The sequence below is a fragment of the Adlercreutzia muris genome, from assembly GCF_041223505.1.
GTDB lineage: Bacteria > Actinomycetota > Coriobacteriia > Coriobacteriales > Eggerthellaceae > Adlercreutzia > Adlercreutzia muris.
The window spans coordinates 152,048-177,245 of the sequence record NZ_JBCLQK010000006.1 but is presented as its reverse complement, the minus strand read 5'-3'; the positions used below and the strand labels follow the sequence as shown (position 1 = coordinate 177,245).

The window sequence follows — 25,198 nt, the reverse complement described above, 5'->3', positions numbered from 1 at the left end:
CCCCCTCCTCATCCCTCGGCATTGCGAGCATCATAGCCCGTCTCCCCTCCCCTCACAAGAAAAAGCCCGGAAGCAGGGAGGGAGCGCTTCCGGGCCGTATACGAGAAGCGGCTAGGCGGCCGCCACGCGGGCGCACGCACTGCCCAGCTCATCCTCGAGCTGACGCAGGGCGGCGTCCACAAGGGCCGCATAGCCCCGGTAGAAATCGCAGCGCGCATGACGCTCCACCAACTCGCGCCATTGCGGCACCCACGTCATGGGGTGGCATACGGCGAACGACACCGCATCGGCCACGACACGATCCGCCTCGGCCGCATCCCCGCGCCGAGCCGCCTCAGCGCCCATGTGGCACAGGCGCCCGATGAACAAGAGCTCGGAGGCCAGATGATCGTCGGGCTCGTGGGACAGCGCGTCCACTTCCAGTCCGTAGCGGGCGTAGGCGGCCCGCACCTCGAAAGTCTGGTGCTGGAACACCATGCGATCCTTGTTGAAGTACACCGACTCCCACATGGGAGCGAGCACTCGGCGCGCCCCCACGAACAGACGGGTATAGTCCGCCGACAAGGCATGGAAGTCGTCATCGGAGAAGAGCGAGGCGCACTGGCTCGTCCAGGTCGCGAGTTTTCCCGTGCCGCCTCGGCATCCGCGCCTGTCGCGAAAGGCATCTCGTCGAACAGACCCCCGTCGGCCACCCCCGCGATCAACTCGCGGTCGGGTACCCCGTGGAAAAGACGGCCGAGCAGCGTGAACAGGACCCCGGCCTCTTCCAACACCGCGGCCCGCACATCGTCGGCCGCCATCGTCGTCTCGCCCATGGTCGCTCCCTTTCCTACTGCTCCAGCGACAGCATGCGCACGTCGCCAGCATCCGTCTTTGCGTTGCGATGGGCCACGATGACCACGCTGGGAGCCGTCTCAGCCGAGGCGGGCAGCGGAGCCACATCGGCGCAGTCGCCGAACTCGGCGCGCAACTCGCTCAAATCGCCTACCTTCAGGGCACGCTGCGGGCAGATGGCTACGCAGGCCGGCTCCTCGCCATGGGCCTGCAACTCGGCGCACATGTCGCACTTCTGAGTCACGCCCTTGGCCTCCACGAACTGCGGAGCACTGTAGGGGCAAGCCTCCACGCAGGCACGGCAGCCGATGCACTCCTCCTCGTTGATGGAGACAATGCCGGTATCGGGGTCCTTTGCATGGGCTCCGGTGGGGCAAGCCTCCACGCAAGCGGGGTTCATGCAGTGGCCGCACGAGTAGCTCACCGAGTAGGAGAACACTCCCGAAGGAGCCCAGGCGCCCGAGGCGTCCTGGCTCCAGCCGCCGCCGCACACCTCGCGCACGCGGCGAGCGCGGGGTCCGACATCGAAGCTGTGCACATCCTTGCAGGCCAGCTCGCAGGCCTTGCAGCCGGTGCACTCGGCACTGTTAATGAGAAATCCCATCTGGGCCATGATCTACTCCTCCTTGAAGACTTCGCGCGCATCCCACAGGTAGTCGGGCACAAGCTCCTCGCCGTCCCACTTCTCCACGTTGCAGATGCAGGTATTCCACGACTGGAAGCCGGTGGTGGTCACGTTCGGACCGCACAACACGTTCATGCAGCCGGCCTTGTCGATGCCGGTCTCCTCGTCGATTTCGACCCAGGCGCCCTGGCCCATGCCAAGCACGCCGGGCATCATGGTCTCGGTCACGAGCACCGGGCGCAGGCAACGGCCCCACTTCGACGTGATGAGCACCGTCTCGCCCGTCTGAACGCCCACGCCCTCGGCGTCGAGCGGATTCATGTACAGCGGGTGATCGAAGGCCTCACGCAGGTTCGGCACGTTGGCGAAGGTGGAGTGCGAGTGGCGCAGGATGTGCAGGCTCAGGATCTGGAAGGGGTACTCGCCCTTCTCCTTCGTCTCCCAATCGGCGAAGGTCTCCTCATAGCCCTCGGTGGGCGGCACGTACTTGCAGATGGGATCGAGCTCGGCGAAACCCCAACCGTGCACCTTCTCGGACGCGGCGCGGCAGTAGATCTCCAGCTTGCCCGACTCCGTCTTCAGGGCATTGGCCTCGGGGTCCTCGCGGAAGGCCTGGAAGGGAACGAAGTTGCGGCCGTCATCGGGGGTACGCTCGATGGTGTAGATGCCATCGCGCTTGAAGTCGAGGATCGGCACCCGGCCCTCCTGGGGCGTACCCTCGACGCCGAGCGTCGCCAGGTCGTCCTCGGTGATGGTAACCAGATTGTCCCAAGTCTCGTTGTCCTCGTTGAGCACCTTGGCGGCGGCCACGGTGTTGAACACGGCCTGTGCGTCAGCCTCGGGGCACAGAGCCTCCTTGTCGACGCCCAGACGGTCGGCCAGGGCGAGGGCCACGTCCATATCGCTGCGGCACTCGAACAGCGGTTCAACCACCTGGCTCGTCCAGATGAGCTGCTCGCGATAGGCCTGCTCGAAGATGCCGTAGCGCTCCCACATGCTGGAGATGGGCAGCACGATGTCGGCATACTTGCACGTAGTGGTCATGACCAGGTTCTGCGCGATGACCGTGTCCATCTTGCGGTAGGCTTCGATGCCGAGCATAGTGGCGGGACCTTGGTTCAAGAAGTTCTCGTGACGGTCGTAGATAAGATGGGCCGGGTTCTCGTAGCGGTTGCCGTCGACGCCGATGTACTCCTCCTCGTTCACGATGGAAGTCCACATCTGGTTGACGTTCACCTTCTTATAGGACAGCGGGTTCTCGATGTACTCGGGGCCGGCCACGGTGTCCTTCAGGAAGCAGCCCAGGTAGGTGCCGCCCTCGTGCAGCTGCTTCCAGCCGCCCTGCATCCAGGCATGACCGCAGTCGGAGGCGGCGCAGCAGCCGGGCTTTCCGATGATGCCGGCCATGGCGCCGAAGGAGAGCAGCGCCTGGCAGAGCTGGGCGCCGGAGCCGGTTCGCGCCGGAGCCGGCGACATAATGAGGGCGCAGCGCTCGGTGCGGGCGATCTCCAGGGCCAGCTTCTCGATGGCCTCGGCCGGGGCGCCGCAGATCTCGGAGGCCCAAGCGGGGTCCTTCGGCTGCCCGTCGTAGGTACCGAGCACGTAATCGGCGAAGTTGTCCTTCGGATCGGCGCCGGCGGGCATGTGGTCGGCATCGAAGCCGATGGTGCAGCGGTCGAGGAAATCCCAGTCGATGAGCGGGTTCTTCTCAGGATCGTCCTGGGTGAGCAGCACATGGGCCATGCCCAGCAGCATGGCGGTGTCGGTGCCGGGGCGCACGGCGATGAACTCGTCGGTCAGCGCGCGGGCCGTGGGATTGTAGAACACGTCCACGGAGATGAACTTGGTGCCGGCCGCCTTGCACTGCATGTAATCGTAGGTGGGCAGGCCCGCGCGGCTCCACGCCGGGTTGGAGGCCCACAGCACGATGAGCTCGCTCGTGCGCAGATCCATGCGGTCGTTGGTGTCCTCAGTCAGACCGATGAGCTTGGCCATCTCGGTCCAGGCGCCCGAGGAGACGGCGCCGTTCTGCTCGAGGCAGCCGCCCATGAGGTACATCATGCGGCCGATGTCGAAGTCTCCCAAACGCTGGGGCACACCGCCCGGCAGCAAGATGCCCTCGTTGCCGTAGGTGTCCATGACGCGCTTGATCTCGCCGGCGATGAGGTCGAGGGCCTCGTCCCAACTGATACGCTCCCACTCATCGCGGCCGCGCAGCTCGCCGTGGGCGTTCTCGCCGCCGCCCGGCTGCCAGTTCTTGCGCTTCATGGGGTACTTGATGCGGTCGGCGCCGAAGATCATGCCGCGCAGCGATCGGCCGCGGGCGCAGGCACGCATCTGGGGGCAGTCGGGGGTGTCGGTGTGGGACTGGTCGGTGCCCATGCGCACCACCTCGCCGTTCTTCACAAGGGCCTTGTTGAAGCCCTTCGAGCCGCAGTCGGCCCAGCAGCTGCAGGGAACCCAGGTGCTGGCATCCTCCTTAGTGCCGGTGTCGGCCAAGTCGGTCTCGTTGAACCCGGCGCAGGCCGTGGTCCCGAGGGCCGCAGTGCCCACGGTGGCGAGTCCCGTCCATTTCAGCAGGCTGCGGCGGGTGATGGAGGCAGGGCGCCCCTCCCGCTGCATCGTCTCGTGCTCCATTGGATCCGTCTCCTCTCTCAATGCCTTTTCTCGAGCGGTGCAGATTCTGCCCGCTCCGCTCGCTGGCGCCATTATGGGCAGGCCGTCCGCTAGCCGCCGAGATGTTTTTCGCGGTATTCAACGAGAATGACGCCTGTACAATATGGAGCAGGTTCTTATTTTCAAAATCGAGCGAATCGTTAATATGGACTGCGCAGCCGATAACCCGCGCAACTGATGCGCGCTATGATGGGTCGTCATCGGATGGGATGGGGGGGCATTTCCGTGAAGCTGCAGACATCGTTCAAGAGGGAGGCACTGCCTGCCGACCTCACCCGCCTAGAGCAAGCGCTCTTCCAGCCGGACGGCGGCGAGGACTACAGTCAGTCGGTGGCACCTGTCTACGAGCCCTTCCGACTCATGGACCGCAAGATCATCCTCAGCGACGAGACCCTGGGCGCCATTTCGCGCTTCGAGATGATCGCCTCCCGATGCGACTGTCTCATCGGCACATCGCCCTTCCGAGCGTCGCTCTCCCGCGCGCTCGCCCGTATGGACGGCATGTTCGTCACCCTCCTCAATGGCGGCCGCGCCGACTACCGGCTGTGCTGCTGCCTCGACTTTCTGCAGAACAGCGGAGGCATGGCTGAGGGAAACGTGCCGGAACGGGCGCGCACGGTCGCCCTCGGCATCAACGATGACGACCGCGACGCGATGGCGGCCTCGCTGTGCGCCCACCGCATGGAGACCCTCGCGCTCAAATCGCTGCGCGGCGCCATGCCCGACCCCATCACCCCCGGCCATATTCTCGCCCTGCAGCACGCCATCAGCCTGACCTTCCATCCGGGCGTGCCCGCCGGTCTGCGCAACTGGATGCCCGACCAACGCCGCGACGGAGCGGACGGAGCCTACCTACCGACCGCCCTCCCCCCTGGAGCTGCCGGCCTACCTGCAGGATCTGGTGGCCTTCTTAAACGAGTCGAAGTTGGGGCCGTCGGCCAAGGTGGCGCTCATGTACTATCAGTTGGAAGCCACCAAGATGTTTCCCGTGGACAACGATCAGATCAGCCGCGCGCTCATCGTGGGCATCTGGCGACAAGCCGGACTCATCAAGCATATCATGCCGCCCATTGCCATCACTCCGGCGCTCGCGCGGCGCGCCCATGCCGAAGTGCTGCAACCCTACCGGTTCGGCAACGACATGAGCGAAATGCAGATGGTAGACGACTGGGTGTACCACACCGCGCGCGCCTCCCAGAACGCCTTCGAGGTGGAGCAGCTCGCCTACACGCTGGCCAACCAGATGGTGGAGCGCTGGGAGCAGATTTTGGCCGCAAACGGCTCACGGGCCACCGACACGGTGCATCGCCTGCTCATCGCACTCGTCGGAAGCCCCGTCTTCTCGGTCTCCACTCTCGCTGCGGACATCGGCGCGAGCTTCCCCACTGTAGCCAAAATCACCGGCGCTTTGGAGAAGGCCGGAATCGTAGTCCAGATGAGCCGCGGGCGCCGCAATAAGGTGTACGAGTGCCCCGAGGCCGTAAATCTGTTCCAGCTCATCATCGACGAGCTGACCTAGAGGAGAAGCCGCCGGCAAACGCACCGTCTTCACGGCCCTCCACGAGAAACGGCCCGGGATATCCCGGGCCGCGTCCGCAAAATCAGAGTCTACTCCGCGAGCTTCAAGGCCTGGTCGAGCTTCTGGCTGATGACCTTGGTCACGCCGTCGCCCTGCATTGACACGCCGAACAGGGTGTCGGCCATCTCCATGGTGCGGCGCTGGTGCGTGATCATGATGAGCTGGGTGTCCTCGCGCAGGCTGTTGATGTAGGCGGCCAGGCGGCGCAGGTTCGTGTCGTCGAGGGCCGCCTCCACCTCGTCCAGGATGTAGAACGGGGTCGAGCGCGTGCGGTACACCGCGAACAGGAGCGCCAGCGCCGTGAGCGACTTCTCGCCGCCGGAGAGCAGCATCATCTTCGCGATGCGCTTGCCCTTGGGCTGAGCGTTCACCTCCACGCCGGTGTTCTCCAGATCGTCCGGATCCACGAGCGACAGGTTCGCCTTGCCGCCGGGGAACAGCGTGGCGAAGATTTCCTGGAAGCTCGCGTCCACCGTCTCGTAGGTGCGGATGAAGTCGTCCTTCATGCGCTGGCCGATGACGCGGTTGATCTTCGCGAGGGACTTGCGGGCCTGATCGAGGTCGTCCAGCTGGCCGGCCAGGTAGTCGTAGCGCACCTTCAGCGCATCGTACTCCTCGGCGGCGTCGGGGTTGATGGTGCCCAAGTTGGCGATGCGGCGGTTGATCTTGAACAGCTCGTCCTCCACCTCGGCCCGCCCCTCCAAGGGCGGTAGTGCCAGCGCCGCCTCCAGCGGCGTCTTGCAGTCCTGGGCGATGTGGTTCACCGCCGCCTCAACCTGCAGCTCCAGGCGGCCCTTCTGCACCCGGGCCTCGCTCAAGCGCTCGGTCACGGCGTCGAAAGCCGCGTGGGCCTCGTGGGCGCGCCCTCGCGCCTCGGTCACCGACGCGTGCAGGCCCGTAGAGGAATCCTGGGCTGCGGCGGTCTGCTCCTCCAGGGTGCGCGTCCAGCGCTGCGCGGCGGCCACCAGCTCGTCGAACAAGGCGAGCAGCGGCTCCAGGCGCGCGGCGGACACCGTCTTCACCTGCAGAAGGGAAGCCGCCTCGGCCGAAGCGACGGCAAGCGATTCCAGGTCGCGGGCGCGGGCATCGCGCACGCGCTCGGCGTAGGTCACCCGCTCCACGAGCGTGGCGGCGGCGAGTTTCGCCTCGGAAAGAGCGTCGGAGGTGCGATGGGCCTCGCGCCGCAGAGGCGCAAGCTCCTCCTGAAGCGCCGCTGTGCGCTCCTTGGCCGCAGCCATCTTCCCCTCCAGCTCGGCAATCTGGGCCTCGAATGATTCCACGTTGGGGCGGGCCTTGGAGATGACCGCCTCGGCCTCGGCGCGCTGGCGCTCCACGCCTTCCAGCTCGCGCCGGCAGGCCGTCAGCTTCTCGGCCGCCGCATCGGCAGCGGCGCGGGCGGCCTCGGCGCGGCCGCGCAGGGCCGCGAGCGACTGAGAGAGCTCCAAGCTGGTAGCCTGGGCATGGCGCAGGGCCTCCTCGGCCAGACGGTGGGCCTCCTCGGCCTTGGCCACGGCCTCCTCGGCGGTCTTAAGCTGGACGCGCAGGCTCTCCAGGCGGCGGTGCCGGGCCAAAGCGCCCGTGCCCTCGTCCACCACCGAGCCGCCCACCGACACCTTGCCGGAGGGCCAGACCACCGATCCGTCGCCGGTCACGAAGCGCAGGGCCAGCGTGTCGGAGGTGTGGGCCGCAAGCGCCGTATCCAGGCTCGGGCACACCACCACATCGCCCAGAAGCGCCTCCACCGCCGCCCGGTCTGCCTCGGGAAAGGAGAGCTTGGTGACAAGCGGGGTGCCCTCGGTGCCAGCCGGGGCGCGCCAGCCCTCGGCCCGGGCACCCGGACGCTGGGCATCGTCGCGCAGCAGGAAGGCCACCTCGCCCTCGGCGCCGGCCTCGGCCAACCGGGCCGCCACGGCCTCCACCACGGCCGCGTCCTCAACGAGCAGCGTGGTCACATCGGCGCCGAGCAGCGTCTCCACAAGCCCCTCGAAGCCCGGTGCTGCCTGGACGACGTGGGAGAGCGGCTCGCCGATACCCGCCACCTCGTGGCCGTGCTCCACAAGCCACGCCCGAGCCTCGCCGGCCGAGGCGGCACTCGTGCGCTCCACCTCCTCGAGCGTGGAGATCTCCACCGTGAGCGCGCGGTGGGTGTCCCGCGCCTCGTCGAGGGCGGCCCGGGCCGCGTCGCGCGACTGCACGGCGGCGCCGACAGCCTGACGAGCCGCCGATTCGTCGGCCACGAGTGCGGAGAGCGCCCCGTCGGCCTCGGTTGCGACGGCAGCGGCCTCCTCGGCCTCGGCCTGCACGCGGGAGAGCTCCAGGGAAAGTTCGGCGGCGTGGCTCTCGATCACCTGCACGTGGGCCAAACCGTGGGTGAGGGCCTCGGTGTTCTCGGCGTGCTTGCGCCGGGCCACCTCGATGGCCCCGGACATCTTCTCGTTGTCCTTCGCGATGGCCGACAGCTCCCGCTCGAGCGTCCCGCGGCGGCTGCCCAGATCGCGGTAGACGCAGTCCAGGTCCGACACCTTCTTCTCGGCCGCCTCGCGCTCGCCGGCGGCCTCGTCGAACAGCGCCGTGGCGCGGGCCAGCTCGGCGGCGGCCTCGTCGGCCTTCACGCGGTTCGCCTCCTGGGAAAGCTCCAGCTCGGCGGCGCGGGCCAGCGCCGCGCGCCGCCGTTCGCGCAGCATCATGGTGGTGGAATCGAAGCGCTCCACAGCCGCAGCCGCCGCCCGGTGGCGCCGCGACAGATCGCCGGCGTCCAAGGTCTCCTGGCGCATGCGCTCCTGCAGGGCCTCCACCTCAGCCTCAGCCGCCTCGATGGCTCCTCGGCGCTCTTCCATCTGCGCCGCCAGCTCCGCCTCGCGAGCCTGGGCGGCATCCCACTGGCCCTGGAGCTGCCGCAGGTCGTCCACGGCGATGCGCAGCGACAGATCGGCCTGCTGCACCGCCAGCTCCTGGTAGGTGCGGGCCTTCTTCGCCTTGCGCTCCAAAGGTCCCAGCTGCCGGGCCACCTCCCCCACCACGTCGCGGGCCCGCAGGAGGTGCTGGTCCATATTGGCCAGCTTGCGCTCGCTCTTGGCCTTGCGCTGCTTGTGCTTGAGCACGCCTGCGGCCTCCTCGATGAGCGCGCGGCGGTCCTCCGGCTTGCTCTGGAGGATGGAATCGAGCGACCCCTGGGAGATAATGGAATGGGTGCCGGTGCCCAGGCCCGAGTCGTGCAGGATGTCCAGCACATCCATGCGCCGGGCCACGGTGCCGTTGATGAGGTACTCGCTCTCGCCGTTGCGGTACATGCGCCGGGTGATGGCCACCTCGTCGTAGTCCACCGGCAGCGTGCCGTCGGAGTTGTCCAGCACGAGATCCACCTCGGCCAGGCCCGCCCCGCCGCGCCCCGAGGAGCCGGCGAAGATAACGTCTTCCATAGCCTGGCCGCGCAGGTTCTTGGCGTTGCGCTCGCCGAGTACCCACAGAACGGCATCGGAGATGTTCGACTTGCCGGAGCCGTTGGGGCCCACGATGGCCGTGATGCCCGGCTCCATGGACAGCACGCTGCGGTCGGCGAAGGACTTGAAGCCCTTCAGAACGAGTGATTTCAGATACATGGGCGCCTAGTCCTGCTTCCTCTTGGCGGCGCGGCTCGCGGCCTTCTCCTCGGCCCGGGCGGCCTTCTCGGCGGCGCGGGCGGCCACCTTGGCCGCCTTCTCCTCGGCCCGGGCCGCCTTCTCGGCGGCGGCCTTCTCGGCGCGCTCGGCCTGCTGCTCGCCCGTCAGCCCAATGCCGAAGAACTCCGAGAGCCGGGCCAAGGTGGATTTGGCCGCCTGGCTCTCGGCTTCCTTCTTCGTGCGGCCCACGCCCTGGGCAAGGCCCTTGTCACCGGCGTACACCTGGGCGACGAAGGTGCGGTCGTGGGGCGGCCCTTGGGTCTCCACGAGCCTGTAGGTGGGGGTGATGCCGCCCTCCTGGAGCTTCTCCTGCAGGGCGCTCTTGGGGTTCTCCGGCTCGCGGGCCAGGGACAGCGACATCTTCGGAATGAGCGTACGCTCCACAAAGGCGCCGGCCACATCCACGCCGCCGTCGAGGTACAGGGCGGCCACCACGGCCTCGTAGACGTTCTCCAGCGCCGAGTGCAGGCCGCGCCGGCCGGTGCCGGTCTCCGAGGAGCCGAACACGATGATGTCAGCGAAGCCGAGCTTCTCGGCCACCCCGGACAGGCTCGCCCCGGACACGAGGGCCACCTTGATGCGCGTGAGGCCCCCCTCGTCCAGATCGGGGAAACGGTGGAAGGCCTCGTTGGCCACGAGCGCCCCCAGAATGGAATCGCCGAGGAACTCGAGGCGCTCGTAGGAGAACTTCACCGAGCGCCCCTCGGTGGCGGAAGGATGGGTGATGGCGGACAGGAGGTACTGGGTGTTGTCGAACTCGTACCCCAGGATCTCCTGGGCCCGGGCCAACTTGGTCTGCTGCTCGTCGGTCAGGCTCATCGCGCATCCGAGGCCGCAGCCTCCCCTTCCCCGCCCGCAGGCGTCCCAGCAGCGGCAGCGGCGTCGGCAGCGGCAGTGTCGCCAACGGCCGGGGCAGTGCCATCGGCCGCGGCAGCGCCTTCGACTGCAACGGCTGCCTCTGCCGCCTTCTCCGCGCGACCCACGGTGGCAGCGATGACGCCGGCCACATCGGCCCGCACCGCAGCGGCGGCCACAGCGATGCCGTTCTTAATGGCGGTGGCGTTGGAGGATCCGTGGCCCACGATGACGGCCCCCTTCACGCCGAGCAGGGGCGCACCGCCGTAGGTGTCCGGCGAGAGCTTGACCTTGAGCGCGGAGAGGTTCCCCTTCACGAGCAGGGCCCCCAGCTTCGAGGGCAGCGAGCCCATAAGGGCGTCCTTCACGTACTTGAACAGGGTCTTTGCCGTGCCCTCGATGGTCTTCAGGCACACGTTGCCGGTAAATCCGTCGCAAACCACCACGTCGAAGGCACCGGCCATAAGATCGCCCCCCTCGCAATTGCCTGCGAACTGGGGCACCGAGGCGGCCAGCAGCCCGTGGGCCTTCTGGGCGAACTCGTTGCCCTTGGTGTCCTCCGAGCCGATGTTCAAAAGCCCCACCCGCGGGCTTTCCACCCCCATGATGGCCTCCATGTACACGGCGCCCATCTGGGCGAACTGCACGAGATACTCCGGCTTGCAGTCGGCGTTGGCCCCCACGTCGATGAGCAGGCAGGGGCGCTGGTAGGCCGGCAGCACCTGGCCCAGGGCCGGGCGCTTCACGCCCTTCACGCGGCCCACCACCAAGGTGGCGGCGGCCAGGCAGGCCCCGGTGGAGCCGGCGGAGAAGAAGCCGGCGGCCGCGCCCTCTTTCACGAGACGGCAGCCCACCACGATGGACGAGTCCTTCTTGGCGCGCACGGCATTGGCCGGGTGCTCGGCCATGGCGATGACCTCGGTGGCGACCACGGCGCTCACGCGATCGTGGGCGGCGGCGAAGGGTTCCACCTCCCCGGCGGGGCCCACGAGCACGAGGTGCAGGTCGGGATCGGCCTGGAGCGCCTGGGACGCGCCAGCGAGCACCACAGAGGGCCCGAGATCGCCCCCCATGACGTCCACGGCGATGGTTACAGATTCAGCCACGAATATACTCCTTGCTAAACGCGGACGTTGCGTCCCCGATCCTACCCGCGCAAGCCGTGGGCACGATCGGAGGCGCGGCGACCTATAGTCAAAAAGCCCCCTGGCAAACCAGGCTCTTTCAGCTTGGCATGCGAGGAGGCTTTGCCGACATCACGGAAGGGCGCAGGCACCTTCCGTGACCGTCAACAGCGTGAGAACTAATCGACTTCGATGACCTCGCGGTCGCGATAGAAGCCGCAGTTGCCGCACACGCGGTGGGGAAGCTTCACTTCGCCGCACTGCGGGCACACGGAACGGGCGGGCATCGAAATCTTGTCGTTGGTGCTGCGACGGGCATGGGTGCGGGCACGGCCCATTTTGCGCTTAGGTACTGCCATCTCGATTACTCCTTCTATAGCTGGAACGACAGGTGCCGTTCACAACCTCTTGTGTAAACGCACGATCTGGTATGTTATCAAACCCGCACCGCCGTCGCAAGGGGGAATATATCCCGATTTCGCCAACGGCACGGGTTTTCCAAATTCCCTAGATCACCAGCGTCGCAATGCGCAGCAGGAACAGGGCGGCGGCGATCCACATGACCCAGTGGACGTCCTTGGCGCGGCCCTGGCAGATGCGCACGACGACGAAGGCCAGAATGCCGAACATGATGCCGTTGGCGATGGAGTAGGTAAAGGGCATCATGATGATGGCCAAAAAGCCGCCGACGGCCCCGGCCGCATCCTCGGAGAAGTCCATCTTGGTGACCGAGGACATCATGAGCAGGCCCACCCACACGAGCGCCGGCATGGTGGCGAAGCTGGGGATGGCCAGAAAGATCGGCGAGAGCACCAGCGCCGCGATGAACAGCAGGCCGGTCACGAGGGCCGTGAGGCCCGTGCGGCCGCCCGCGGCCACGCCGGCGCTGCTCTCCACGTAGCTCGTCGTGGTGGAGGTGCCCACGCAGGCGCCCACCACGGTACCCACCGCATCAGCCATGAGGGCCTCCTTGGCCCGGGGCAGGCGCCCCTCCTTGTCGAGCAGCCCGCCCTTGCTGGCCACGCCGATGAGGGTGCCGGCCGTGTCGAACAGGTCGACGAACAGGAATGCGAACACGATGACCGCGAAGTCGACGATGTGGCTCAGGGCGAAGTCGAAGTCGAAGGCGAACAGATAGGGAGCCTGGAGGTTGATGCCCTCGGCGAAGCTCGGAATGAGCGAGTACGCGCCTGCGGCCGGATCCACCTCGTACCAGCCGATGAGCTGGGCGACGATGCCGAGCAGCCAAGTGCCGAGAATGCCCCACAGGATGTAGCCGGGCACCCGGTAGCTGTACATGACGGCCACGGCCACCAGGCCGATGACCGACAGGGCCACCTGAGGCGTGGCGAAGGAGCCCAAGTCGATCAGCGTAGAGGGGTTGTCCACCACGACCCCGGCATTGGCCAAGCCCACCAGGGCAATGAACAGGCCGATGCCGGCGGCGATGCCCATCTTCAGGTTCTCGGGCACATCATTCACGAGGGCCTCGCGGAACTTGCAGAGGGTGAGCAGAATGAAGATGATGCCCTCCACGAGCACGGCCGTCAGCGCGATGGTCCAGGGATCCTGGATGCCCTGCTCGGCCATGGGCACGCAGACCGAGTAGGCGAAGTAGGCATTCAGGCCCATGCCGCTGGCCAGGGCGATGGGGTAGTTCGCGTAGAAGGCCATGAACAGGGTGGCGAAGGCCGCCGAGATGGCTGTGGCCGTGAACACCGCCCCCGGCTCCATGCCCGATGCGGACAGGATGGAGGGGTTGACGGCCAGGATGTACACCATGGACAAGAAGGTGATGGTGCCGGCCATCGCTTCCGTTTTCACCGTGGTGCCGTGCTCCCTCAACTTGAAGGTGCGCTCGAAGAACTGCTCCATGGGCTCTCTTTCTCGCGGAAAAACACTACGGCGCTATTATGACGCAACGACGCGAAACGGCAAGGTAACAGCTTGCCTAAGCGTCGAACTTGAAGTCCTTCAAGGCCGCGAAGGGGTTGTCCTCCCCCACGGGGCCGTCGTCGCACTGGCAGGGCCCCTCGTTCAGATTCGCGCCGCAGCGGGGACACAGGCCCCGGCAGTCGTCGTCGCACAGGGGCACGAGGGGCAGCTCCAGCAGCAGCGCCTGCTCTACAAGAGGCACCAGGTCGATGGCATGGCTCTCGGAGAGCACCTCGAACTCGTCGCCCTCCAGATCCTCGGGAGCCTCGATGCGGTCGCCCGCAGCGAGGAAGTAGCCCTCGATATCGCCTTCCAGATCGTAGGGCACGTCCTCCAGGCAACGGGCGCAGCCCGTGAGCGCCCGGGCGCTGGCCTGCCCCATGACGAGCAGGGCCTCGCCGGTGTTGGTGACGTCCACGGCCCAGGACACCGGGCCGTCGAAGCGGTAGGTATCGGGGCCGGCGGCCAGCTCGGCCAGGGACAGCTCCCCCTCGAAGTGACGGCTCTCGGCAGTCTCGAACAGCTCATCGGGAATATGAATGATCGCGGGATTCTCGGTTCTCGCCATAGGGGCACCTTCCTTCCAAACAAAAGGGCGCACCTTCCCGGTGCGCCCCCGAAACTTCTGTGGACCTGCGGCTACCGCGCGTTGAGCGAGGTGGCGTTCAGGCGGTCGCGGCAGCGGCGCGTGTTGTTCAGCAGCGTATCGAGGCTCTGCTCGATATGGCCGAACACCTCATCGGCATAGTCCTCGGCGCCGGCGCGGGTCTGGCGCTCCAGCTCGCGGGCATCGGCCAGGATGGTATCGGCCTGCTGCTGGGAGATGCGCACGATCTCCTGCTCGCTGGCGATGGTGATGGCCTGGCTGCGGGCGTCCTCGATCATGCGATTGGCCTCCACCTCGGCATCGTCCAGAAGGCTCTGGCGCTCGCGCACGATCTGACGGGCCTGGGAGAACTCAGCGGGGAACAAATCGCGGATCTCGTCCATGATGTCGAAGGCAGCGGCAATGTCCACCTGGCGCAGGTTGCTCTTGCCGAAAACGGGCTTGGCGTCCTCGAGCAGAATCGAGAGCTCCTCGAGCAGCCCCAACACTCCGGTTTCGTCCATTGATGTTCCTTCCTGACTATGCCACGGCTCCGGCCAGCGCTTGCGCTCACGGCCTCTGCACGCAATCCATCCATGATGAGTTTTTCTATTCTAACATGATGGAGAAGCTATGTAATACAACGGTCACCCCGTGCACAAACGCTCCATGATGTGCTCCGACGGCCTTTTAGGCGTCCGCCGCCGCAATAGACTCCATGAGGTCGATGGCCGTGTCGCCGAAGCGGCGATGGGAGAAGACGCGCCAGCTCCGCTCGGCGGCCAGGGCCTCCACGGTATCGTCGTCGGCGCCGTCGTGCTCGTAGCTGACGATGGCGGCCGGGGCCAGAAGGCCCGCTTCCCGCAAACGGCCCATGAACCCGAGCACCTCAGAGGGAGCCAGGGCGTAGGGCGGATCCAGGAACACCAGGTCGAAGGGGCCGTCGGCCATCGGCATCGGCAGCCGCTTGAGCACGTCGCCGCGCACGAGGCGCGCCCGTTCGCGGCCGAGCCCCAAGGTGCGCAGGTTGCGCTCGATGACCGAGGCGGCCTCGCGGCCCTGCTCGCAGAAGACGGCCGCCGCGGCCCCGCGGGAGAGCGACTCCATTCCCAGGCCCCCCGAGCCGGCGAAGGCATCAAGCACCACCGCATCCTCGAAGCCGCCCCGGGCCGAGTTCAGGGCGCTCATGAGCGATTCCCGCACCCGGTCCGTCGTCGGACGCGTGCCCTGGCCCTTGGGCGCCTCCAGCCGCCGCCCCCGAAATTCCCCCGCAATAATGCGCATGTTCAGCCTCCTGCCACCACTTCCCCGGAAAACGCGATGCGCACTTCCCGGGCGAGGGCCCGGTGGTCGGGCTCCTCCAAGTTGGGATCGATATCCAGCAGGGCCGCCGCGTCGGCGTGGGCCGCCTCGATGATGGCGCCGTCCCGCATGATGTTCACGAGCTTGAGCCCGCTGGCTCCGTGCTGGCGGTTGCCGAGGATGTCGCCCTCGCGGCGCAGGGACAGGTCGAAGGCGGCCAGCTCGAAGCCGTCATCGGTGGTCTCCATGGCCGCCAGGCGCGCGAGGGACTCCTCCCGGGTGGAGGCGGAGACGAGGAACACCTCGGCCGCCTTGGTGCCGCGGCCCACGCGGCCCCGCAGCTGGTGGAGCTGGGCCAGGCCGAAGCGATCGGCATCCTGTACGATCATCACCGTGGCGTTGGGCACGTCCACGCCCACCTCGATGACCGTGGTGGCCACGAGCACGTCCACCGCCCCGTCGCGGAACCGCTCCATCACCTCCCGCTTCGCCTCGGTGCCCATGGCGCCGTGGAGCAGGGCCACGGTGAAATCGGGGAAGGTGGTCTTCTGGAGCACCTCGGCCTCCCGGGTGGCGGCGGTCACATCGTCGTCGGCGAAGTCGGCCTCCCCCTCGATGGCCACGGCCGGATGGTACTCCTCCCCCGCCGCATCGGCGTCGGGCCTTTTGCCGGCGGCCTTCCCGTCGCGCTCCTCGGTGCCCTTGCCCACGAGCGGGCACACCACGTAGACCTGCTCGCCCCGCTCCAGGGCCGCCCGGGCCGCGTCCAGCGCCTCGCCCTGGAGCTCCCGCGGCAGCACGCGGGTGGTGCGCAAGACGGCGTCGTGGGGCCGGTGCTTGATGTAGGACAGGGTGAGATTGCCGTAGAGGGCCAGGGCCAACGTGCGCGGGATGGGGGTGGCCGTGAGGTAGAGGGCATCGGGGGCCTCCCCCTTGGCCAACAGTTTCGCCCTCTGGTCCACGCCGAAGCGCTGCTGCTCGTCGATGACGGCCAGGGACAGCCGGGCCGGCCGCACGTCGTCGGACAGCAGGGCGTGGGTGCCGATGAGCACATCAAGCTCGCCGGCGGCGAAGCGCTCGGTGATGGAGGCGCGTTCCGGGGCCGCAGTCGAGCCCGTGAGCAGGGCGCAACCCACGCCCGCTGCCTCGAGGAGGGCGCCGAGCCCCTCGGCATGCTGGCGGGCCAGCACCTCGGTGGGAGCCAGGAGCATGGCCTGGCAGCCGCTGTCGGCGGCTGCGGCCAGGGCGAAGCCGGCCACGACGGTCTTGCCCGTGCCCACGTCGCCCAGAAGCATATGGTTGGCCGCCGTCGGCGCGGCGAGCACCCCCAAGATATCGTCCCGCGCCCGTTCCTGCTCGCCGGTGAGGACGAAGGGCAGCGCCCCGGCAAAGGCCGCCACACGGGGACCGTCCACGATATGGGCCACGGCCTCGCGGTCCCGGGCTCGCTCGGCCCCCTCCTGCATGAGGAAGAGCTCCAGATACAGCAGCTCCTCGTAGACGAGCCGGCGCCGGGCCTCGTCGGCCTCGGCCGGCGTGGCCGGGAAATGGATGGCGGCCAGGGCGGCCTGCCGCCCCATGAGGCGATAGCGCAGGCGCAGCCCCAGAGGCAGCGGGTCGAAGACGCCCCGGATCTCCTCCAGGCCGTTGGCCACGATGCGGCGCACCCACGCGGCCGAAAGCTTCTCGGTGGCCGGGTGCACCGGCACCACGGTGCCGGTCAGGGCCGGCCCCTCCCCTCCCCCGATCACCTCGATGAAGGGGTTGGTCATGCGCTTGTAGCCGTAGTCGAAGGTCACCTTGCCCGATACGGCCACCGCATCCCCGGCCTTGATCTGGTCCATGAGCCACGGCTGGCGAAAAGCAGTCACCACAATGATACCCGTGCCGTCCACCAGGGCAATCTCCACGAGCTTCAGGTTGTAACGGGGCTTCTTCAGCTTGATCTCGTGCACGGTGCCGCGAATGGTGCACGTCTCGCCGATACGGGCGCTCGCGCAGCTCTCCACGCTCGACAAGTCGATATAGGATCGGGGGAAGTGGGTCACCAGATCGCGCACCGTGCGAATACCTAGCTTCTCTAAGGCCTTCGCCCGGGCAGGACTGACCAAACGGACCCGATTGACGGGCCCGTCCAACGCCAGCGTTGCTTTTTCACGGTCGATGGGCAAATCCATTCCCCTTTTTTCGTTTTGCCGAAGGGACGCGCCCGAGAAAATCAGCGAGGTTTCGACAGGTGCCTGGCATTGCGTTGAAAAGCGGCTGAGCGCACTTCGTTGCGCGAGGGCAAGCCTTGAAGCGCAAGGCCGGGTACCTGTCGGAACCGCAGCGTCAAGGTCGAATAAAACGAGAGCTCTATTCGACAGAAAAGACAATCGGGTACAAAGGCTGCTCGCCGCGCTGGGCGTCCACCTCCAGATCTTCGTAGGCCTCTTCCACGGATTCGACCAGGGCCTCCAGATCCTCGTCGGAATAGCCCTCGCCGGCCAGGATGGTGCAGGTGTCGGCCTCATCGGCCTCCATCTTTTCCAGCAGGGTGAGCACCGCTCCCTCGATGGTGGAGTCCACGGCCTCGATGGAGCCGTCGGCAATGCCGATGACGTCGCCCTCGGCAATGGGGTTGCCCGCGGCATCCTTGGAGTCGCGGGTGGCCCAGGTGACCTCGCCGGTCTTCACCGCGGCGGCCGCTGCGGCCATCTCTTCCACGTTGGTCTCGAGGGAGGCGTCCTGGTCGACGCAGAACAGGGCCGAGAAGGCCTGGGGCACCGACTTGGTGGGCACCACGGCGCAGGGGGTATCGGACAGCTCGGCGGCGGAGTTCGCGGCCATGATGATGTTGGAGTTGTTCGGCAAGATGATGACGGCCTCGGCGTTCACGGCGCCGACGGCGTCCAGCAGGTCCTTGGTGGAGGGGTTCATGGTCTGACCGCCCGAGACGACCACATCGACCCCGAGGCTCCTCAGAATAGCGGCGTTGCCCTCGCCGGCGGCCACGGCCACAAAGCCCACGGGCCTGCGCTCGGCCTCCTCCTCGGCGGCCAGCTTCTCGGTACGCTCGGCGGACTGCATCTGCATGTTGTGGATGAACACCTCGGAGATCTGGCCGTGGTTCAGGAAGTAGGCCAGCACCTTGTCCGGGTGGTCGGAGTGCACGTGCACCTTGAACTTCGGCACGTCGCCCACGCACAGCTCGCAGTCGCCCATGGTGCCGAGGAATTCCAAGGCCGCCTCGCGATCGAGGCTGTCGGAGTCCACGAGGAACTCGTTGCAGTAGCGGTACTGGGAGCCCTCCCAATCGTTCACCTGCTCGATCTCCACCTTCGGGTGGGCCCCGCGGGCGAAGGACAGCTCGTCGACCATGGTGCCCGCCCGCCCCAACAGAGCGGCGGCGAAGGCGTCGAAGAGGATGGCCAGGCCGAAGCCGCCGGCATCCACCACGCCGTGCTCCTTGAGCACGGGCAGCAGGTCGGGAGTGCGCTGCACCGAGGCATAGGCCTCGGCCACAATGGCATCGAGGGCGGCATCGGTCTCCAGCTCCTCCTCGGCGGCGTTCTTGGCCGCGGCGGCCGCATCGCGCAGCACCGTGAGGATGGTGCCCTCCACCGGCTTGCGCACGGCCTGGAAGGCCACCTCCACAGCCTTGGCGAAGGCGGCGGCCACGGTAGCGGCGTTGAAGGCCTCGGCTCCTTGGGCGCCCTCGCACAGGCCGCGCAGGATCTGAGAGGTGATGACGCCGGAATTGCCGCGGGCCCCCATGAGGGCGCCGGTGGTGATGGCCTTGCGGATCTCGGCGCCCGTGGCGCCGATGGGCAGGCTGGCGGCATTGGACACGACGCTCTGGATGGTGAGCGACATGTTGGTGCCGGTGTCGCCGTCGGGCACGGGGAACACGTTGAGGCGGTTGACCTCTTCCTTGCGCTCCTCGAGGGACTTGGCGGCGGCGGCCACGGCGTTCAAGATGTTATTGGAAGAATAGGTAGTAGACATGAGAGGTTGTTTCTCCTTCATGAGGGCGGCGCGGTGGAACGGACGGTTCCCGGCACCCAGCTCGACGGGGCCTAGCGGCGCACCTTGACATCCATGACGTGCACGTCCACGCCAGCCAGCGGCACCCGTGCGTACTCCTTGAGCGCGAAGCTGACCTGGTCGATCAGGTTGCGCGACACCGTGGCGATGTTGGTGCCGTACTCCACGATGATGTAGAGGTCCACGTGCACGCCCTCGTCGAGGCTGTTCACCACCACCCCGCGGCGCAGGCGGCTGGCGGGCAGAATCTTGGCGATGCCGTCGGCGGCGTTGGGGGCGCACACGCCCACTACGCCGTAGCACTCCATGGCGGCATTGCCGACCAGATCGGCGAGCACATCGTTGGCGACGTGCAGATTGCCGGAAATCGCAGAACTCATGGGAGGCGTCCTTTCCTCTGAGTTATTCCTGAGCTTAACGGGAAAAGTATAGCGCATGGAAGATGGCGCGAAGGTTACCCGCGGTTGACCGTCGGGCATAATCCACAAACCTGGGGCCCAAACGGAAAAAGCCCGCAAGACGGGCTTTGCACGGGATCTTCGCAGGCAAGACGCGAAAAGCCCGCGAGGCGGGCTTTCGAGCTTCGAGCACTTCGGGAAGAGAGCTTAAGCGCGCTCGACCTTTCCGGCCTTCATGCAGGAGGTGCACACGTTGGCGCGGCGGACATGGCCCTTCGCGTCGCGGATGGTGATCTTCTGGATGTTCGGACGGAACATGCGGTTGCTCACACGATGGGAGTGGCTGATGCTACGACCAGCGACGGGGTGCTTACCGCAAACTTCGCAAACCTTCGACATTGCTATCAACTCCGTTAAACCAAATTACTTGTTTAAGACACAGCCTTGTTAATATACCACAGCCCTACCGGCTGTTACAAGAGAAATTTACGCGATCACCAAAAGGCGCTTGCACGCAGGGCAGATGCCGAGCGGCGCCTGGCTGCGCAGGTCGATGAGGCGGCCGCTCTCGATGGGCATGCGGCACACACCGCAGCGGCTGTCATCGAGCACGCCGATGGCCACGCCGCCGGAACGGGCAACGATGCGATCGTAAGCGCGGGCCAGATCGTCGTCCACCTTGGCCTCCACCGGGCCGCGGGCCGCCTCCAGCTTGGCGATGGCCAGCTTCAGCTCGCCCCCCTGCTTCTGGAAGGAGTCGATGGCCTGCTGCTCCTTGGCGCTTATCTCCTCGACGGCCAAGGCGATCTGGGCCTCCATGGCGCCGATCTTGTCGAGCTCGGCCTGGATGGCAGCGCGATCCTCGGCAATGGTGCCGCGCCGGCGCACGATGCCGGCCAGCTCCTTGGTACGGGCCTCCACGTTGCGGAAGTCGCCGTGGGCCGCGTCGATGGCCGCCTGGACGCCGGCCTCCTTCTTGGCCAGGGAGGCATCCTCGTCGTCGATGCGGGTGACCCTCTTCATGGTGGCCCGCTTCAGCTCGGCCACCTTCTCGCCCTTGGCCTGGATCTCGGCCTTCTTGTCGCGGGCGGCCATGATGATGGCCCGCTGGGGAAGCTCGTCGAGTTCCTTGGTGAGGCGCATGATCTCCAGATCGATGCGCTGCAACTCGAACAGGCCCTCGATATCTTCCCGTGTGGCGTCCATGGCACGTCTCCTTCGTCGTCCGGTGAATGTACCCATGATAGGCGAAAACCCCCTCCGTGGGAGGGGGCGACGGAAAAATTCTATGGAGTTCGGCGAGCTGCTAGACGCGCACGGCCTCGGGATACCACCAATTCTCGGACTGGTCGATGAGAACGATGGCGTGATCAGGCACGCCGGCCCGGTCAAGGGCCTCGGCGAGCACCGCCACGAGGGGCAGCTCGCTGGCATCGTGGCCCAGCTCGATGACGGCGAGCCCCGCTTGAGAGAGCTCCAGAGCGGCGTGGTACTTCATCTCGCCGCAGACGATGGCGTCGGCGCCGGCCGCCAGGGCCGCAGCCCCCGTGTCGCCCGCCGAGCCGGTGCAGGTGACCGCCCGGCGCACCGGCGCGGCGCCGTCGCCCCACACCCGTGGGGCGCGGCCGAACACCGCCGTGCAGCGGGCCGCAAGGCGCCCCAGAGTCTCCGGAGCCTCCCCGTTGGCGGGCACCTCGCAGATCTGGCCGTAGCCGGCCCGGCGCGACGCGCCCGCAGGCTCGGCTACCTTCCCCGTGAACTTCAGGCCCAGCATGCCCGGCAGCACCCGGGCGGCCTGGGGGCTCACGTCCAAGGCCGTATGGAAGTCCATGAGGGCCACCTGGTGGCGGATGGCCGCCCACACCCCGGCCCCGGGGCTTGCCGCCACGGAAGGCTCGGGAGCGAAGGCGTCGGGGGCGGCGAGGAAGGCCGGGTGATGGGTGACGAGCACGTTGGCCCCCGCCGCAGCCGCCTCCTCGATGGCCCGCACCGTGGGATCGAGGGCCACGGCCACCCGGGCCACGGGCAGGGCCCGCTCCCCCACGAGCAGCCCCGTGCGGTCCCAGCCCTCGGCGTCCTCGGCGGGAAACTCCTTCAGGAGCGCCTTCTCCAGGGCGCCCACGGTCATTGAGAACGACTTGCGCGCCAGCTCGGCCGAGCCGCGGCGGGACAGGGCGTCCCGCTTCATCGGAGCGCTGCCGCGCTCCCCCTTGTTGAACAGACCCATAGCGATCAGCTTCCTTCGTCGTCGTCACCGGCGCCCACAGCGCCGATTTCCTCATTCGATGGTAATACTTCGGCGGTCCCCCGTGGCTGTCGGGACGGTAACGCTTCTATAGCCCGCCTCGTACATGAGGTCGTAGGCACGGCGGATGTCGCGGGCCACGTTGGCCGGATCGTGGGAGTCGCAGCCCACGGTACAGGGCACGCCGGCCCGGCGAAACGCCGCCAGCAGGGCCGGGGCCGGGAACATCTCGGCGCAGGCGTAATAGGCCCCCGACGTGTTCACCTCCACCATGCGCTCGCCGGCCCGGGCCGCCTCGGCCATGGCCTCGTAGAAGGGCCCCAGATCGAAGGTCGGGTAGAAGCCGAACTTCTTCGCCAGATCGGGATGGCTCATGGCGTCGTAGGGGTTCGTTCGATTCGCGGCAGCCTCGCACCACAGCTCGCCGTAGCGCCGCCAGATGGCATCGGGGGCGCCGGGCTCTTCCCAGCGGGAGCGCTGGGCCGGGTCGTCGAAGGCCCAGCCGTCGATGAAGTGCACGCTGCCGAGTTTGAAGACGAAGGGAGCCAGGGCCGCCTCGTCCAAGGCGCGGTCCTCCAAATCCCCCAGGTAATCCATCTCGGTGCCCACGATGAACTCCACCGAGGGATGGGCGGCGCGGGCGGCCTCGATCTCGGCCAAGTAGCGCGGCAGGTTCTCCTCGGTCATGGAGAGGTAGCGGTCGGGATCGAAGACGCCCGACAGCGGGAAGTGCTCGGTGAAGGCAAGCGTGGTCAGGCCGGCGGCAGCTGCGGCGTCGGCATATTCCGCCACAGAACCGGCACCGTGGCCGGAGTACACGCAGTGGCAGTGGGTGTTGACGAGTTCCATAGGGCTCCTTACCAGTTCAGAACTTTTTGGGCAGCCTTCGCAAAGGCGTCGATGTCCGCCTCGGTGGTGTAGCGGCCCATGGAGATGCGCAGGGCGTTGTAGACCTCGTCCCCGCCGATGCCCATGGCCTTGAGCACGTGGCTCGGCTCCAGGGAATGGGACGAGCAGGCGCTGCCGCCGGCCACGCAGAAGCCGAGCTGATCGAAGCGCAGCACCATGGTCTCGCTCTCCCACTCGTCGGCCAGCACGTGCACGATGTTGGGGAGGAAGTCGCGGCTGCCCGGGTCCACCTCCACCGTGGCCTGGAAGCCGCCCAAGCCCCCGAGGGCCCCGTACAGCTTGTCGCGCAGAGCCCGCAGGCGCGCCGATTCGTCCTCCTCGCGGGCCGCGGCCGCCTCGCAGGCCGCCGCGAAGCCGACGATGCCGGCCACATTCTGAGTGCCGCTGCGCCGGCCGCCCTCCTGACCGCCGCCGAGGAGGAACGGGGCAAAGGGGGTGCGGGCCTTCAAGTACAGGGCGCCCACCCCCTTCGGGCCGCCGATCTTGTGGGCCGAGAATGAGGCGGCGTCCACGGCCAGGGCCTCCAGGTCGAGCGGCATCTTCCCCAGGGCCTGCACGGCGTCGGTGTGGAAGAGGGCGCCGGCCCCGTGGGCCAGGGCTGCCAGCTCGGCGATGGGTTGGATGGAGCCCACCTCCGAGTTGGCCGCCTGCACCGACACGAGCACCGTGTCGGGAGTGAGGGCCTCTTCCAGGACGCGGGCTTCGATGAAGCCCTGGCGGTTGGGGCGCAGGTAGGTGACGCGCACGCCCTCGGACTCTAGACGGCGGCAGGGGGCGAGCACTGCGTCGTGCTCGATGGCCGAGGTTATCACATGAACCGGACGACCGCCCTGGCCGGCCAGGCACCGCTGGTCGCGGGCGGCGGCCACGAGCCCCGCGATGGCCGCGTCGTCGGCCTCGGTGGCCCCGGAGGTGAAGACGATCTCATCGGGGCGGCGGGCGCCGAGGGCGCGGGCCAGACGGCGCCGGGCCCCTTCCATGGCATCGAAGGCCGCCCGGCCCGCGCCGTAGAGGGCGTTGGCATTGGCCCCGGCTGGCAGGTTTGCCGGCCCCGGCATCCAGAAGGGCTCCATGGCCCGGGCCGCCTCCTCGCCGAGAGGAGCCGTGGCGGCGTAGTCGAGGTAGACGGGGAACTCGGTGGCGTTGTCCATGGCCCTACGCCTCCGCGCCGCCGGCCAGGGCGGTCAGGCGCGCAACATCGGCCGCCGCCTGCACCGTTTGCAGGGCGGCGGCCGGGTCGGCGGCCTTGAACACGGCGTTGCCGCACACGAGCACGTCGGCGCCGGCCGCGGCCACAAGTGGGGCGGTAACCTCGCCGATGCCGCCGTCCACCTGGATGAGCATGGCCTCGTTGCCCGCCGCCCGCGCGAGCGCGGCCGCCTCGGCCACCCTCCGGTCGCTGCCGGCGATATAGCTCTGGCCCGAGAAGCCCGGCTCCACGGACATGACGAGCGCCATATCCAAGTCGGCGATGACCGGCGCCAAGGCAGACACCGGGGTCTTGGGCTTAAGGGCCACGGCGGCCTTGCATCCGGCCTCGTGGATCATGGCCACGGCACGCACGAGCTCCTCTTCGGTGAGCACTTCGGCGTGCACGTTCACCAGATCGGCCCCGGCCTCGATGAACCAGGGGATCTCGGTCAGGGGGTTGTCGATCATGAGGTGCACGTCGCAGACGAGCGAGGTGGCGGCCTTGAGCTGCTTCAGCAGCGGCACCCCCATGGTCAGGTTGGGAACGAAGTGGCCGTCCATGACGTCGATATGGACGAAGGCCGCGCCGGCCTGCTCGATCATGGCGATGTCGTCGGCCAAGTGCATGAAGTCGGCCGACAAGATGGACGGGGCGATTTTCACCGGTTGGTACATGATGCGCATCCTCATCTCGCGAAGTTCCAGTGACGCTATTTTAGCGCACGGGGCCCCGCGCGGCAGCGTATAATGACCTCCAGCGGCAAACCTGCACCCCAAGAGCGAGGAGCACCCTTGGCCTGCGATGAGCGCACCTTCTTCACCTACCCTACCGCCTTCGGCCCGGTGACCATCGGCGCCGATGGGCAGGCCGTCACCGCTGTCGTTCTCGGCGAGGTGGCACTGCCCGGCACGGGCCGTGCCACCGCGATCACCACCGAGGCGGCCAACCAGGTCATGGAGTACCTCGCCGGCAAGCGCACCGCCTTCACCGCAGCCTGCGCGCCCGAGGGAACCGATTTCCAGCTCCGGGTATGGCAAGCGGTGGCGAACATCCCCTACGGCCAGACGCGCACCGCCCGCGAGATCGCCGCGACCATCGACGCGGCAGAGGCCTACCGCGCCGTGGGCGCCGCCGTGAGGAAGAGCCCGCTGGCCATCCTCATTCCCGCCCATCGCGTCGTCAGCGCCACGGGCAAGCCCACCGGCCCCGTGGAGAGCGCCCTGCTGAACCTGGAACAGCAAAATTCACGGTAG

At 67.5% G+C, this 25,198-nt stretch carries 23 protein-coding genes; 2 read left to right on the top strand and 21 right to left on the bottom strand.

What is annotated here, in order from left to right; genetic code table 11:
• Window positions 1-111 precede the first annotated feature (111 nt).
• The 4 genes from AAK988_RS07380 to AAK988_RS07365 all read right to left on the bottom strand — a co-directional run bounded on the left by AAK988_RS07380 (window position 112) and on the right by AAK988_RS07365 (window position 4,918).
• Window positions 112-867, bottom strand: coding sequence for a TorD/DmsD family molecular chaperone (locus tag AAK988_RS07380; RefSeq protein WP_369880571.1), 756 nt, complete (start codon window positions 865-867; stop codon window positions 112-114).
• The gene (locus tag AAK988_RS07375; RefSeq protein WP_160347107.1) at window positions 830-1,447 is read right to left on the bottom strand and encodes a 4Fe-4S dicluster domain-containing protein; all 618 of its coding nucleotides are present in this window, start codon (window positions 1,445-1,447) and stop codon (window positions 830-832) included. The genes AAK988_RS07380 and AAK988_RS07375 overlap by 38 nt, the downstream gene beginning before the upstream one ends.
• A gap of 3 nt (window positions 1,448-1,450) precedes the next feature.
• Window positions 1,451-4,096 (bottom strand): molybdopterin-dependent oxidoreductase, encoded by a 2,646-nt coding sequence (locus AAK988_RS07370; protein ID WP_160347109.1) that lies wholly within the window; start codon window positions 4,094-4,096, stop codon window positions 1,451-1,453.
• Window positions 4,097-4,414: 318 nt separating this feature from the next.
• Window positions 4,415-4,918: a hypothetical protein gene (locus tag AAK988_RS07365; protein WP_369880570.1), complete on the bottom strand. Its 504-nt coding sequence runs from the start codon at window positions 4,916-4,918 to the stop codon at window positions 4,415-4,417.
• A gap of 118 nt (window positions 4,919-5,036) precedes the next feature.
• Here AAK988_RS07365 and AAK988_RS07360 point away from each other — a divergent pair, with 118 nt between their 5' ends.
• Entirely contained in the window at window positions 5,037-5,654 is a 618-nt protein-coding gene (locus tag AAK988_RS07360; RefSeq protein WP_369880569.1) for a hypothetical protein, read from the top strand.
• Window positions 5,655-5,743: 89 nt separating this feature from the next.
• On the opposite strand, the gene smc is transcribed toward AAK988_RS07360, so the two are convergent.
• The 17 genes from smc to rpe form a co-directional block, all read right to left on the bottom strand.
• Window positions 5,744-9,313, bottom strand: coding sequence for a chromosome segregation protein SMC (gene smc / locus AAK988_RS07355; RefSeq protein WP_369880568.1), 3,570 nt, complete (start codon window positions 9,311-9,313; stop codon window positions 5,744-5,746).
• A 6-nt stretch (window positions 9,314-9,319) separates the two neighbouring features.
• Complete coding sequence (gene rnc, locus AAK988_RS07350) at window positions 9,320-10,192, bottom strand: ribonuclease III (RefSeq protein WP_135971453.1); 873 nt, start codon at window positions 10,190-10,192, stop codon at window positions 9,320-9,322.
• Window positions 10,189-11,334, bottom strand: coding sequence for a phosphate acyltransferase PlsX (gene plsX / locus AAK988_RS07345; RefSeq protein ID WP_369880566.1), 1,146 nt, complete (start codon window positions 11,332-11,334; stop codon window positions 10,189-10,191). The genes rnc and plsX overlap by 4 nt, the downstream gene beginning before the upstream one ends.
• 197 nt (window positions 11,335-11,531) lie before the next feature.
• Entirely contained in the window at window positions 11,532-11,711 is a 180-nt protein-coding gene (gene rpmF / locus AAK988_RS07340) for a 50S ribosomal protein L32 (RefSeq protein WP_135971493.1), read from the bottom strand.
• 148 nt (window positions 11,712-11,859) lie between these two features.
• Window positions 11,860-13,227 (bottom strand): NCS2 family permease, encoded by a 1,368-nt coding sequence (locus AAK988_RS07335; RefSeq protein ID WP_369880565.1) that lies wholly within the window; start codon window positions 13,225-13,227, stop codon window positions 11,860-11,862.
• Window positions 13,228-13,303: 76 nt separating this feature from the next.
• Window positions 13,304-13,855 carry a YceD family protein gene (locus tag AAK988_RS07330; protein ID WP_135971491.1) on the bottom strand — a complete coding sequence of 184 codons (552 nt, stop codon included), beginning with the start codon at window positions 13,853-13,855 and terminating at the stop codon, window positions 13,304-13,306.
• Between the two features lie 71 nt (window positions 13,856-13,926).
• Window positions 13,927-14,397, bottom strand: coding sequence for an ATP synthase subunit B family protein (locus tag AAK988_RS07325; RefSeq protein ID WP_135971490.1), 471 nt, complete (start codon window positions 14,395-14,397; stop codon window positions 13,927-13,929).
• 166 nt (window positions 14,398-14,563) lie between these two features.
• On the bottom strand, window positions 14,564-15,157 hold the full coding sequence (gene rsmD / locus AAK988_RS07320; protein WP_135971489.1) for a 16S rRNA (guanine(966)-N(2))-methyltransferase RsmD: 594 nt from the start codon (window positions 15,155-15,157) through the stop codon (window positions 14,564-14,566).
• A gap of 2 nt (window positions 15,158-15,159) precedes the next feature.
• Complete coding sequence (locus tag AAK988_RS07315) at window positions 15,160-17,352, bottom strand: ATP-dependent DNA helicase RecG (protein WP_135971488.1); 2,193 nt, start codon at window positions 17,350-17,352, stop codon at window positions 15,160-15,162.
• Window positions 17,353-17,530: 178 nt separating this feature from the next.
• Window positions 17,531-19,162: a DAK2 domain-containing protein gene (locus AAK988_RS07310; RefSeq protein WP_369872525.1), complete on the bottom strand. Its 1,632-nt coding sequence runs from the start codon at window positions 19,160-19,162 to the stop codon at window positions 17,531-17,533.
• A gap of 71 nt (window positions 19,163-19,233) precedes the next feature.
• On the bottom strand, window positions 19,234-19,581 hold the full coding sequence (locus AAK988_RS07305; protein ID WP_016308563.1) for an Asp23/Gls24 family envelope stress response protein: 348 nt from the start codon (window positions 19,579-19,581) through the stop codon (window positions 19,234-19,236).
• Between the two features lie 225 nt (window positions 19,582-19,806).
• Window positions 19,807-19,998, bottom strand: a complete 192-nt coding sequence (gene rpmB, locus AAK988_RS07300; protein WP_016308562.1) for a 50S ribosomal protein L28 — start codon at window positions 19,996-19,998, stop codon at window positions 19,807-19,809.
• Window positions 19,999-20,085: 87 nt separating this feature from the next.
• Entirely contained in the window at window positions 20,086-20,805 is a 720-nt protein-coding gene (locus tag AAK988_RS07295) for a zinc ribbon domain-containing protein (RefSeq protein ID WP_135971589.1), read from the bottom strand.
• 100 nt (window positions 20,806-20,905) lie between these two features.
• Window positions 20,906-21,826: a Nif3-like dinuclear metal center hexameric protein gene (locus AAK988_RS07290; protein ID WP_321194246.1), complete on the bottom strand. Its 921-nt coding sequence runs from the start codon at window positions 21,824-21,826 to the stop codon at window positions 20,906-20,908.
• Window positions 21,827-21,877: 51 nt separating this feature from the next.
• Window positions 21,878-22,693 carry a histidinol-phosphatase HisJ family protein gene (locus AAK988_RS07285; protein WP_135971590.1) on the bottom strand — a complete coding sequence of 272 codons (816 nt, stop codon included), beginning with the start codon at window positions 22,691-22,693 and terminating at the stop codon, window positions 21,878-21,880.
• Between the two features lie 8 nt (window positions 22,694-22,701).
• Complete coding sequence (locus AAK988_RS07280; protein WP_135971591.1) at window positions 22,702-23,904, bottom strand: cysteine desulfurase family protein; 1,203 nt, start codon at window positions 23,902-23,904, stop codon at window positions 22,702-22,704.
• 4 nt (window positions 23,905-23,908) lie between these two features.
• Entirely contained in the window at window positions 23,909-24,619 is a 711-nt protein-coding gene (rpe, locus tag AAK988_RS07275) for a ribulose-phosphate 3-epimerase (RefSeq protein WP_242369532.1), read from the bottom strand.
• Between the two features lie 117 nt (window positions 24,620-24,736).
• Between rpe and AAK988_RS07270 the strand changes: the two genes are divergently transcribed.
• The gene (locus AAK988_RS07270; protein ID WP_321194224.1) at window positions 24,737-25,198 is read left to right on the top strand and encodes a methylated-DNA--[protein]-cysteine S-methyltransferase; all 462 of its coding nucleotides are present in this window, start codon (window positions 24,737-24,739) and stop codon (window positions 25,196-25,198) included.